General features: G+C 70.0%; 9 protein-coding genes. 8 read left to right on the forward strand and 1 reads right to left on the reverse strand.

Annotated features, from left to right (window positions below; translation table 11 throughout):
* Nucleotides 1-46: 46 nt before the first annotated feature.
* The 4 genes from ACL03I_RS36765 to ACL03I_RS36780 all read left to right on the forward strand — a co-directional run bounded on the left by ACL03I_RS36765 (nucleotide 47) and on the right by ACL03I_RS36780 (nucleotide 3,535).
* A complete protein-coding gene (locus tag ACL03I_RS36765) occupies nucleotides 47-700 on the forward strand; it encodes a TetR/AcrR family transcriptional regulator (protein ID WP_355078506.1) in 654 nt (217 codons plus the stop codon).
* The gene (locus ACL03I_RS36770) at nucleotides 700-1,632 is read left to right on the forward strand and encodes an ABC transporter ATP-binding protein (protein WP_355078507.1); all 933 of its coding nucleotides are present in this window, start codon (nucleotides 700-702) and stop codon (nucleotides 1,630-1,632) included. The genes ACL03I_RS36765 and ACL03I_RS36770 overlap by 1 nt, the downstream gene beginning before the upstream one ends.
* Nucleotides 1,629-3,263, forward strand: coding sequence for an ABC transporter permease (locus ACL03I_RS36775; RefSeq protein WP_412808313.1), 1,635 nt, complete (start codon nucleotides 1,629-1,631; stop codon nucleotides 3,261-3,263). Before ACL03I_RS36770 ends, ACL03I_RS36775 begins: the two co-directional genes overlap by 4 nt.
* Before the next feature lie 149 nt (nucleotides 3,264-3,412).
* Nucleotides 3,413-3,535, forward strand: a complete 123-nt coding sequence (locus ACL03I_RS36780; protein WP_364436691.1) for a hypothetical protein — start codon at nucleotides 3,413-3,415, stop codon at nucleotides 3,533-3,535.
* A 214-nt stretch (nucleotides 3,536-3,749) separates the two neighbouring features.
* On the opposite strand, the gene ACL03I_RS36785 is transcribed toward ACL03I_RS36780, so the two are convergent.
* Nucleotides 3,750-4,604 (reverse strand): LLM class F420-dependent oxidoreductase, encoded by an 855-nt coding sequence (locus tag ACL03I_RS36785; protein WP_355078551.1) that lies wholly within the window; start codon nucleotides 4,602-4,604, stop codon nucleotides 3,750-3,752.
* Nucleotides 4,605-4,864: 260 nt separating this feature from the next.
* Between ACL03I_RS36785 and ACL03I_RS36790 the strand changes: the two genes are divergently transcribed.
* The 4 genes from ACL03I_RS36790 to ACL03I_RS36805 all read left to right on the forward strand — a co-directional run bounded on the left by ACL03I_RS36790 (nucleotide 4,865) and on the right by ACL03I_RS36805 (nucleotide 11,140).
* Complete coding sequence (locus tag ACL03I_RS36790; protein WP_355078552.1) at nucleotides 4,865-6,262, forward strand: threonine/serine exporter family protein; 1,398 nt, start codon at nucleotides 4,865-4,867, stop codon at nucleotides 6,260-6,262.
* Nucleotides 6,263-6,368: 106 nt separating this feature from the next.
* Nucleotides 6,369-7,025: a biliverdin-producing heme oxygenase gene (locus tag ACL03I_RS36795; protein WP_355078510.1), complete on the forward strand. Its 657-nt coding sequence runs from the start codon at nucleotides 6,369-6,371 to the stop codon at nucleotides 7,023-7,025.
* An 85-nt stretch (nucleotides 7,026-7,110) separates the two neighbouring features.
* Nucleotides 7,111-8,814 (forward strand): bifunctional metallophosphatase/5'-nucleotidase, encoded by a 1,704-nt coding sequence (locus ACL03I_RS36800; protein ID WP_412808314.1) that lies wholly within the window; start codon nucleotides 7,111-7,113, stop codon nucleotides 8,812-8,814.
* 301 nt (nucleotides 8,815-9,115) lie between these two features.
* The gene (locus ACL03I_RS36805) at nucleotides 9,116-11,140 is read left to right on the forward strand and encodes an SDR family oxidoreductase (RefSeq protein ID WP_355078512.1); all 2,025 of its coding nucleotides are present in this window, start codon (nucleotides 9,116-9,118) and stop codon (nucleotides 11,138-11,140) included.
* Nucleotides 11,141-11,302: the final 162 nt, after the last annotated feature.

Raw genomic sequence — 11,302 nt, forward strand, 5'->3', positions numbered from 1 at the left:
ACAGGTCTTGCTAGACCGTTGAACGACTGTTTAATATACTGAACATGTGTTTAACCAACAGCCCGTTCCGCAAGGATCCGCCGACGATCTGAGCACCGCGGCGCGCATTCGCGATACCGCGATCGAGGTGTTCGGCGAACACGGATTCCAGGTCGGAGTCCGCAAGATCGCCGCCGCCGCCGGCGTCTCCCCCGGCCTGGTCAACCATCACTTCGGGTCCAAGGACGGCCTGCGCGCCGCCTGCGACGACCGGGTGCTGCAGTTGATCCGCGACGAGAAGGTCAAGGCGATCACCGCGTCGTCGATGAAGGCGGGCATGCTCGACGCCCTGGCCGAGATCGAGTCGTACGCGCCGCTGGTCGCCTACATGGTGCGTAGCCTGCAGGCAGGCGGACCGATGGCGGAATCACTGTTCGAGCACATGGCCGCAGATGCCGAGGGATACCTCGAGAAGGCGGTCGAGGCGGGCAGGATCAAACCCAGCCGCGACCCGGCGGCGCGCGCCCGATACCTGATGATGCTGAACGTCGGCGCAACCATGCTGTACATGCAGATGCGCCAGCACCGCGACGAGACGATCGACTACCGCAAAGCGATTCGCGAACTCAGCGAAGAACTCACCCCACCGGCCCTGGAGTTCTACACCCAAGGGCTGCTCACCGATCCCACGATCTTGGACACATTCACCAAGGAGAAGTGATGTCCGACATCATCGAAGTCCGCGATCTGCGCAAGACTTTCGGTCACGTCACCGCGCTCGACGGCCTCGACCTCACCGTCACCGAGGGCGAGATCCACGGCTTTCTCGGCCCCAACGGCGCGGGCAAGTCCACCACCATCCGGGTACTGCTCGGCATCCTGCGCGCCACCGGCGGGCAGGCTCGACTGTTCGGCCGCGACCCGTGGGCCGACGCGGTCGCATTGCACCGCGAATTGGCTTATGTGCCAGGCGATGTCACGTTGTGGCCGTCGCTGTCGGGCGGGGAGACCATCGATCTGCTCTCCCGGATGCGGGGCGGTCTCGACGAGAAGCGGCGCGATGAGCTGATCCAGCGCTTCGATCTCGACCCTCGCAAGAAGGCGCGCACCTATTCCAAGGGCAACCGCCAAAAGGTCTCGCTGGTCGCCGCGCTGGCCTCCGACGCGCCGCTGCTGCTGCTCGACGAGCCGACCTCGGGGCTGGACCCGCTGATGGAGCAGGTCTTCCGGGAGTGTGTGCACGAGGCGCGAGAGCGCGGCGCGACCGTCCTGTTGTCCAGCCACATCCTGTCCGAGGTCGAAGCGCTCTGCGACCGGGTCACCATCATCCGCGCCGGGCGCACGGTGGAGAGCGGGTCGCTGTCGGATCTGCGCCACCTGTCGCGCACGTCGATCACCGCCGAATTGACCGGCGACGCGGGCGATCTGAGCCGCATCCCGGGCGTGGAGGATATCGAACTCGATAACCACACGCTGCGCTGCCAGGTCGACAACGAGCACCTCGGCGAGCTCATCCGGGTGCTCGGCGACGCGGGCGTGCGCAGCCTGACCAGCACGCCGCCCACGCTCGAGGAGCTGTTCCTGCGGCACTACCACGTCGACGGCCACGGCGCCGAGTCCGGCGCGGCCACCGGGGAGAAGGTGCGAGCATGACCACCGCCATCGCCGGCCGCGCCACGGCGGCGCAGGTATTCGGCGTATCCGGCGACTTCGCGGGCACCGGGCGATTGCTGCGGCTGTACCTGCGGCGCGACCGGATCGTGCTGCCGCTGTGGACGCTGCTCATCGGCCTGATGCCCGCGTTCCAGGTCGCCGGCATCAAGGGTCTGTACGACGACCAAGCGTCCCTCGACAGTTTCGCGCGGACCACGGCCGACAGTCCCGCGCTGATCGCCATGTACGGCCCGGTGTTCAGCTCCGCGCTCGGGTCGATCGGCACCTGGAAAGCAGGCGCCATGTACACCATGATCGCCATCGCCACGGTGCTCACGGTGATTCGGCACACCCGGGTCGAGGAGGAGACCGGCCGCGCGGAACTGGTGGGCGCCACCAGCATCGGACGCTACGCCGGTCTCACCGCCACCCTGCTCATGACCTATTCGGGAGCGTTGCTCGCCGGGATCGTGTGCGCCCTGTCGCTCTACGGCACCGACCTGCCCGGCGCGGGATCGGTGGCCTTCGGCGCCGCCCTGGCCGCGTCCGGCATCGTCTGGGCGGCCGTCGCGGCGGTCGCCGCCCAGGTCAGCGCCGGTGCGCGGGTGGCGCGCGGCGTGGCCTTCGGCGCACTCGGCGCGGCGTTCGCGCTACGGGCGGTCGGTGACGCCGGAAACGGTGTGCTGTCGTGGTTGTCGCCGATCGGCTGGTCGCTGCAGATCCGCCCGTACGCCGAGGAACGCTGGTGGGTGTTGCTGCTCTTCGCCGCTCTCGCGGTGCTGGGCACCGGCGTCGCGTACGCGTTGCTCGGCAACCGCGACGTCGGTTCCGGGCTCATCGCCGAGCGTCCGGGGCCGTCCGCGGCGGCGGCGATCCTGTCCGGTCCGTTCGGGCTGGCCTGGCGGTTGCAGCGCGGCACCCTGCTGGCGTGGACGGTGGGCTTCGCGCTCTACGGCCTGCTGATCGGCGGCGCGGTGAACAGCGTCGGCGACATGCTCGACGGCAGCGCGTCCATCCGGGACATGGTCACCCGGATGGGCGGCTCACAGCAGCTGCAGCAGTCCTTCATCACCTACGCGCTCACGATGCTCGCCGCGGCCGCGTCCGCCTACTCGATCTCCGCAGCCCTGCGGTTGCACGACGAGGAGACCAGCGCCCGGGTCGAGGCCACCCTGTCCGGCGCCGTCGGCCGCGTGCGCTACGCGTTGAGTCACATCGGCTTCGCGCTGCTCGGCCCCGCCGCCGCATTGCTGGTCTCGGGCGTGGCGATCGGCATCGTCTACGGCGCGGCGGACGGCGACCTCGGGACGAAACTTTCCCAATCGCTGGCCGCCGCCGCCGTGCAGGTGCCCACGGTGTGGGTCGTCACGGGCATCGCGGTCGCGCTCTACGGTCTCGCGCCGCGGTTCGCCCCGGTCGCGTGGGGCGTGCTCAGCGCCATGGTGGTGATCTTCTTCGTCGGCTCGCTCGACGGCCTGCCGCACTGGATGCTCGATCTCGTGCCGTTCGTCCACCCGCCGAAGGTGCCCGGCGCCGAATTCCAGGCGCAGCCGCTGCTGTGGCTGCTCGCGACCGCCGTGGCGCTGCTCGCCGTCGGCATCACCGCCTTCCGCAGCCGCGACCTGCGCTGACGGCGTTCTCCGTGGCCCGCGCGAACCCGTTCGCGCGGGCCACTTCTCGTCAGCGGGTCGTTCGGCTCGCCGCCTGCCTGAGGCGGCGCTCGCTGCGCCCGGCGCGTGGGCACAGCCCGGCCGCACCGAACGGCCGACGGATATTTGCCGTGACCGACGGTGGGTCGCCGAACGTGGCCGCGCCGCTCCCTGGCGGTGGCCGCTACACCGGCGCCGACGCCGTGCTGCCGACGAAAGACGCGCGCCGACGGTGCCGATCCGGCTGGGCCTGACGGTCGTCAGCGACAGGAGGGCGGGCCGGTCTACGAGGATGGCGTTTGCGGACGGTGTCTTCGGCGCGCACCACCCCGCACCGGCGGCCGTCGCCGACGCGGGCGCGGAGCCGGGACGACGATGGCTGCTGGTCGCGGCGGGCGCTATCGTCGTGGCCGGTGCCCTGGTGAGCCCTTGTTGTGATCCGCGGACGCGTTGGTCACGCCGCGCGTGTCACCCGGCGTGCTCGATTCCCAGTTTTCCCGCCAGGCGCGTGAGGTAGGCCCGGACGTCCTCCGCGGAACGGTCGGGCAGTCCGAAAACGGCTTCGGTGACCCCGGATTCGGCCCAGCGCGCCAGCTGCTGCGCGTCGTGCCGTCCGGCGAGCGCGATGACCTCAGGATTGTCGGCACGCCCCTGCTCGCGCCAGATCCGGCGCAGCAGAGCGATCTTGGGGTCCAGGTCGTCCTCGGTGGGCGTGGTGATCCATCCGTCGGCGTACTTCGCCAGCCAGGTGAAGTTCTTCTCGGTACCCGCCGCGCCGAGCAGGACCGGAATGCGCTTCTGCACCGGCTTCGGCCAGGACCAGCTGGCGCCGAAGGTGACGAACTCGCCGTCGAAGCCGGCTTCCTCTTCGGTCCATAGCACGCGCATGGCCTCCAGATGCTCCCGCAGCACCGTTCTGCGTTTGCCCGCGGGCACGCCGTGGTGGGCCAGTTCGTCGGTGTTCCAGCCGAATCCGACGCCGAGGCTGACCCGGCCGCCGGACAGGTGATCCAGCGAGGCGATGGTCTTGGCCAGCGTGATCGGATGGTGTTCGGCGGGCAGCGCCACCGCGGTGGACAAGCCGATGCGCTCGGTCACGGACGCGGCGGTGCCGAGCGCGACCCACGGGTCAAGAGTCCGCAGATAACGGTCGTCGGGCAGGCTCGCATCGCCGGTGCGCGGGTGCGCCGCGGCCCGGACCACCGGAATGTGCGTGTGCTCGGGCACATAGAACGTGTCGAATCCGGCACGCTCGGCGGCCAGCGCCGCATCCGCGGGGGTGATGCCCCGATCGCTGGTGAACAACACGATTCCGTACCGCACCGTACGCGCTCCCATCGCCGAAATTAGAACAAGTTCTACCACGAACCGACGGTCCGACCAAGGGGTGATCGCGACCGGCGCGCCCGCCGCGACCCGCACGGATGCCGAGAAGACATCGGATGACTAGGTTCGCCTCCATGAGTCCTGAGGCAACTTCCGTAGGCGATGTCACCACCGGACGGGTGGATCACCTCGGCTGGCGTCGCGGGCTTCGCCTGCGGCGTGCCCGGCCGATTCCGGTCGTCACCCAGGCCGTCGGCATGCTGGTCGCGGACCGGCAGGCGACCGCGGACACCATCGTCACCGCGCCAACGCCGTTGCAGCCGATCGACCTCACCGACGACGCCAGGGTCGCCGAAGTCCTCGACCTCGCGGTCCGGGTCGGCGAAGTGGTGCTGGCCTCCGGCACCGGCGTGGTGGACACCACCACGACGGTGCGGTTCATCGCCGCCACCTACGGGCTGTCCCGGTGCAGCATCGACGTCACCTACGACGCCATCCGCATCTGGGCCGACCGCGGCGCCGCGCTGCCACCGGCCAGCACGATGCGGATCGTGCACTACCGCGCCCTCGATTTCACCCGGCTCGCCGCCGTCGACCGGCTGACCCGCCGGATCCGCCACGAAGTGGTCCCTCCGGTTCAGGCCCGCGCCGCACTCGACGCGATCACCTCGGCGCCGCACCCGTACCACCGCTGGACCGCCACCGCGGCGTGGTCGCTGATGGCGGCGGCGATCGCCGCGCTGCTCGGCGGCGGCGCCCTCGTGGCCGCGGTCAGTTTCGCGACCACCGCGGCGATCGACCGCACCAATCGCGTCCTCAATCGCTACGGGCTGCCGTTCTTCTTCCAGCACATGGTGGGCGGCGCCATCGCGGCGATCCCGGCCATCGTGCTGGCGAGCCTCGCCGCGCGCTTGCGGATCGACGTCGACCCGACCCTGATCATCGCGGCCGGTATCACCGTGTTGCTGAGCGGATTGCAACTGGTCGGCTCGGTGCAGGACGCGATCACCGGCGCGCCCATCACGGCCACGGCCCGCATGCTCGAGGTGATGATGATGACCGGCGGCATCATCGCGGGTATCGCGCTCACTCTGCGCATCGCCGATCTCGTCGACGCCACCGTGCCCCCGGTGTACCTGACCTCCACCCGCGACATCACCGACCTGCCGGTGAAGATCGCGGCCGGTGCGGTGGCGGCCCTGGCGTTCGCGCTCGCCTGTTACGCCGAACGCCGGGCGCTGGCCGCGGCCGCGGGTAGCGGCGCCGCGGGCATCATCTGCTTCATGCTCATCCAGGAGGCGGGTTTCGGCCCGGTGATCTCCTCCGGCGTCGCCGCGACGCTGGTCGGCCTGGCCGGTGGCCTGATGGCCCGCCGCGCGCTGACCCCGCCGCTGGTCGTCGCCGTCGCGGGCATCACTCCGCTGCTTCCCGGCCTCAAGGTCTACCGCGGCCTCTACGCCCTGCTCAACGACGAACTGCTGATCGGAGGCAACCAGCTGCTCGCGGCCGTCGGCATCGGCTGCGCGCTGGCGGCGGGCGTGACTCTCGGCGAATGGTGCGACCGCACCGTGCGCAGGCCGCGGATACTGCGCCGGTTCGGCTCGCTGCGCCGCCCGATCGTCCGGCGCCGCCGCCGATCGACGCCCGCGCACTGAGCCGCGAGGTGCATGCGCGCGCAACTTCCGACCGGTAATCTCTTATCGAACTGGTCAGGGCCCGCGATTCGGTGGCGGCCCCGCTGTGAGGTGAGGTGGTCCGGACATGTCGGAGGCAGTACCGTTCTCGGCGCAGATCCGCACCGCCACCGCGCAACAGCATGCGGAGGCGGAGAACTCTCGCTTCATGAGCGACATGCTCGGCGGATCGCTCGGCGTCGACTCGTATCACCGCTACACCGGCCAGCTCTGGTTCATCTACCGCGCGCTCGAACAGCGGTGGGCGGCGCTGGCCGACGACCCGGTGGCCGGGCCGTTCATCCGGCCCGAGCTGGCCCGCACCGCGGAACTCGAGCGCGACCTCACACATCTGCTCGGCTCCGGCTGGCGAACCGGCTTGGAGCCGCTGCCCGCCACCGCCGCCTACGCCGAACGCATCGACGAGTGCGCGCGCGACTGGCCCGCCGGGTACATCGCCCACCACTACACCCGCTACCTCGGCGACCTGTCCGGCGGACAGGTCATCCGCGGCACCGCGGAGAAGCTGTGGGACCTACCGCATCGCGGCGACGGCGTCCGCTTCTACGTCTTCGACGGAGTCGGCAATCCCGCCGCGTTCAAGCGGGAATACCGCGCCCTGCTCGACCGGCTGCCGCTCGACGACCTGGAGCGCCGCCGCGTGCTCGACGAGGGCAGGCGCGCCTTCGCGATGAACACCGCGGTCTTCGAGGAACTCGCCGAGGAATTCCCGGCCGCGCAGTAGCGGGATCGGGCGCGGCGCATCGCCGTGCGGCAGGCGGCATTTCGGCTGTCGTGCGCGAACGTCGCCGACGTGGGACAGTCGTGATATGAGAGCGCGTCGCCGCATCGCCGTGGTTCTTGCCGGTCTTGTCGGTGTCGGTCTGGTGGGGGGTTGCGGCACGACGTCCGACCCCGGCGCCGGTCCCGGCTCCTCGACGGCGGCCGGGATCGTGCCGTTGATCTCGACGAACGACCTGCGTGCGGCGCAACCGGACGAGGTGCACCTGTTCGGCTTCAACGATCTGCACGGCAATCTGCAGCCGCCGAGCGGGTCCAACGGCAGGATCGCGCAATACGACGCGGGCGGAGCCGCGTATCTCGCCACTCATCTCGCCCGGCTGAAGGCCGCCTATCCGTCCAGCGCGGTGGTGGCGGCCGGGGACAACATCGGGGCCAGCCCGCTGATCTCCAGCCTGTTCCACGACGAGCCGACGATCGACTTCCTCGACAACGTGGGAGTGGCCGCGTCCGCGGTCGGCAACCACGAATTCGACGACGGCGTGCTGGAATTGGCGCGCTTGCAACAAGGCGGGTGCGCCTTCGACGGATGTTCTCCCGGCGCTCCCTTCACCGGCGCGAAATTTCCCTATCTCGCGGCGAACGTCATCGATGCGCAGGGCAACCCACCGCCCGCGCTGCGCCCGTGGACCATGCTGGAGGTGGGCGGCCATCGGATCGGCGTAGTCGGCACGGTCACGCCCGAAACCACGAGCATCGTTCTGCCCGAAGGCATCCGGGGCTTCCACTTCGGCGACGAAGCCGCCGCGATCAATCGCTACGTGCCGGAGTTGAAGGCGGCGGGCGCCGAAGCGATCGTGGCGCTGGTGCACGACGGCGGTTCCCAGCGGCCGGAGCGGAACGCGGCCCTGGACTACAACGGCTGTGCGAACGTCACCCCGAACGTGACGGGACTGGCCGAGCGGATCGACCCCGCGGTCCGGGCGGTGTTCACCGCCCACAGCCACCAGCCCTACGTGTGCACCATCGGCGGCAAGGTGATCACCCAGGCCGCCTCGTACGGGCGGCTCGTCACCGACGTCACGCTGCGTTTCGGCGGCGACGGCGTGCAGGCCTCGGCGGTCAACCGCGTGGTGACCCGCGAGGTGACACCCGACGCTCAGACGACCGCGCTGATCGATTTCTACACCGAGCAGTCCCGGCCGCGCGCGGGCCGCGTCGTCGGCGCGGCCGCGAACGCCCTCCCGCACGACCCGGGACCGGCGGGCACCTCGCCCCTGGGCGACGTGATCGCCGATTCCATGCTGTCGGCCACGGCGGGTCCGGCCGCCGCCGTCGCCGCCTTCATGAACCCCGGTGGCGTGCGCGCCGATCTGAAGCAGGGGCCGGTCACTTATGGCGACCTCTACACCGTCCAACCGTTCGGCAACCAGGTCGTCACGCTCACGCTGACCGGCAGCCAGATCCTGCGCCTGCTGGAACAGCAGTGGAACAACACCGGCAAATCGACCATTCTGTCTCCGGCGGGAATCAGCTATACCTATTCCGACACCGCCCCCACAGGCGCGAAGGTGATCCCCGACAGCGTCCGCATCGCAGGTCAGCCACTGAATCCCGTCGCGAGGTATCGCATCACGACCAACAACTTCCTGGCTTCGGGAGGCGACGGATTCACCGTCTTCACCGAGGGAGCCGATACCGCGGTGGGCCCGACCGACTTGGACGCCTTCGAGACGTTCCTGCGCGACAAGCCTCCGCTGCAGACGCCACCCGCCCGCGTCGAGAAGAAGTAGCGAGACCGGACGCTGCCCAGTTGCTGGACACTCGACCAGAACTCGGGTAACTGGAAATCTTTGTAACACATACCGTTTGACCTGCGCCGACGGTGACCAGTCCCACAGGGTGAACGGGTCATGATCGCTTGCCGGGGCCGCACGCGGTCGATTACTGTTGAGTAATAAGTCAGGACGAAGGTGTTCCTACTTTCGGCCCGACGTCTGTCGCTGGGGGCCGAATCGACGCTGTCCGCATCCATTGCCGCATGCCGGATGAATTGTGCGACAACAAGGTTCGACTGAACAGCAGGAGAGTGCGATGGCCACTTACATCGTGACGGGCGGGACCGGTTTCCTGGGCAGGCGGGTTGTGCAAGACCTGCTGGACAACGACGCCGAGGCGATCGTCCACGTGCTGGTGCGTGAGACGTCACTGGGCAAGTTCACCGACATCGCGGCGGGCTGGCGCGGCGCCGAGCGGGTCTACGCGCTGATCGGCGATCTCACCGCCGAAGGGCTCGGTTTGGCGTGCGAAGCGCCACGGGCCGACCACATCGTTCATCTGGGCGCGGTCTACGACATGACGGCCGACGAGGACACCGCGCACGCGGCGAACGTCACCGGCACGCGCTCGGTGCTGGCCCTGGCTCGCGAGCTGGGCGCGGTGCTGCACCACGTGTCTTCTGTGGCGGTGGCGGGCGACCACAAGGGCAAGTTCTTCGAGGAGGACTTCGACCTCGGACAGCAGCTGACCTCGCCGTATCACCGCACCAAGTTCGCCGCCGAGAAACTCGTCCGCCAGGCGCGCGGCGTGCGCTGGCGGGTCTATCGGCCCGCGATCGTCGTGGGCGATTCCCGCACCGGCGAGATGGACAAGATCGACGGCCCCTACTACTTCTTCGGCGCGATCGCGCGGCTGGCCACGCTGCCGTCCGATCTGCCGTTGCCGCTGCCCGATCTCGGCGCCACGAATATCGTTCCGGTCGACTACGTCTCGGCCGCCATGAGCGAACTGATCCGTCGCCCCGGCCTGGACGGACGCACCTTCCACCTGGTCAACCCCGAGCCGCAGCCCTTCGGGGAGGTGTATCGCGCGCTCGCCGCCGCGGCGGGCGCCCCGACCGGCGTGGGAACGGTGCCGGGCAGCGGTTTGGCGCTCAGCGGACTCGCGCACATCCCCGGCGTCACCACCGTGCGCGATTTCCTGCTCGAGCAGGTGGGCATCCCAGCCGAAGTCGCTCCGCACACCTCGTTCTCCGCGGAGTTCATCAGCGATTCGACCCGCGCCCAGCTGCGCGGCTCCGGTCTGACCGTCCCGTCGTTCGACAGCTACGCCGAGCGGTTGTGGCAGTACTGGCGCGACCACCTCGACCCGCAGCGCGGCCGCGTGTCGGTCACCGGTGACCCGCTCGCCGGGCGGGTCGTGCTCATCACCGGAGCGTCCTCCGGTATCGGACTGGCCACCGCGCACGCCGTCGCCCGGCGCGGCGCAACGGTCCTCATGGTCGCCCGCGGTCACGACGACCTGGCGGCCGCCGCCGAGGCGGTGCGCGCGGAGGGCGGTGTCGCGCATACCTACCCGTGCGACATCACCGACTCCGAAGCGGTCGAGAAGCTCGTGCAGTGCGTCCTCGACGACCACGGCCACGTCGACTACCTGGTGAACAACGCGGGCCGTTCGATCCGCCGCTCCGTGCTCAACTCCACCGACCGGATGCACGATTTCGAGCGCACCATGGCGGTGAACTACTTCGGCGCCGTGCGGCTCATCCTGGGACTGCTGCCGTCGATGCGAGCGCGCCGCTTCGGGCACGTGGTCAACATCTCCTCGATCGCGGTGCAGACCAAGGTGCCCCGGTTCGCCGCCTACGTGGCGAGCAAGTCGGCGCTGGACAACTTCAGCGACATCGCGGCGGTGGAGAACCGGGATGCCGGTATCACGTTCACCTCGGTGCGGATGCCGCTGGTGCGGACCCCGATGATCGCCCCGACCGACCTGTACCGCTCGCTTCCGGTGCCGGATCCGGATCAGGCCGCGGCGATCGTGGTGCGCGCGCTCGAGGACCGGCCGCATCGCATCGACACGCCCGTCGGCACCTTCGCCCAGGCGGTCGAGTTGCTGATGCCGTCGGTGAAGCGTCAGATCATGCACCAGGGCTTCCGGCTGTTCGGGGAGTCCCGCGCGGCGCGGGGCGGCTCGGACCGCCGTCCGGCCGATCCGTCGCCCGCTGCCGAAGCGCCCGGCGGCGCGCTGTCCGCGCTGGCGCCGGTGATCATGCCGCTCATGGCGCTGCCCTCCCCCGCGGCGCGCGTCGCGCGCGTGGTTCCGGGCTTGCAGTGGTGACTGTGCAGGACTGAGGGGTGGGGGCGCCCCCCGGGGGGGGCCCCCCCCCCCCCCCACCCCCCCCCCCCCCCCCACCACCCCCCCCCCCAACACCACAGCCCGCCCCACGGCCCCCCCCGACTCCGTGTTCGCCGCCCCCCGCCTGCCGCCGACAAACACCCC

It is taken from the genome of Nocardia sichangensis (assembly GCF_047200615.1).
Lineage (GTDB): Bacteria > Actinomycetota > Actinomycetes > Mycobacteriales > Mycobacteriaceae > Nocardia > Nocardia sichangensis.

Excerpts from the sequence above, each read along its gene's own strand:
- ACL03I_RS36770 (WP_355078507.1), top strand. The coding sequence starts at position 700 with ATGTCCGACATCATCGAAGTCCGCGATCTGCGCAAGACTTTCGGTCAC.
- ACL03I_RS36775 (WP_412808313.1), top strand. The coding sequence starts at position 1,629 with ATGACCACCGCCATCGCCGGCCGCGCCACGGCGGCGCAGGTATTCGGC.
- ACL03I_RS36790 (WP_355078552.1), top strand. The coding sequence starts at position 4,865 with ATGCTGGTCGCGGACCGGCAGGCGACCGCGGACACCATCGTCACCGCG.
- ACL03I_RS36795 (WP_355078510.1), top strand. The coding sequence starts at position 6,369 with ATGTCGGAGGCAGTACCGTTCTCGGCGCAGATCCGCACCGCCACCGCG.
- ACL03I_RS36800 (WP_412808314.1), top strand. The coding sequence starts at position 7,111 with ATGAGAGCGCGTCGCCGCATCGCCGTGGTTCTTGCCGGTCTTGTCGGT.
- ACL03I_RS36805 (WP_355078512.1), top strand. The coding sequence starts at position 9,116 with ATGGCCACTTACATCGTGACGGGCGGGACCGGTTTCCTGGGCAGGCGG.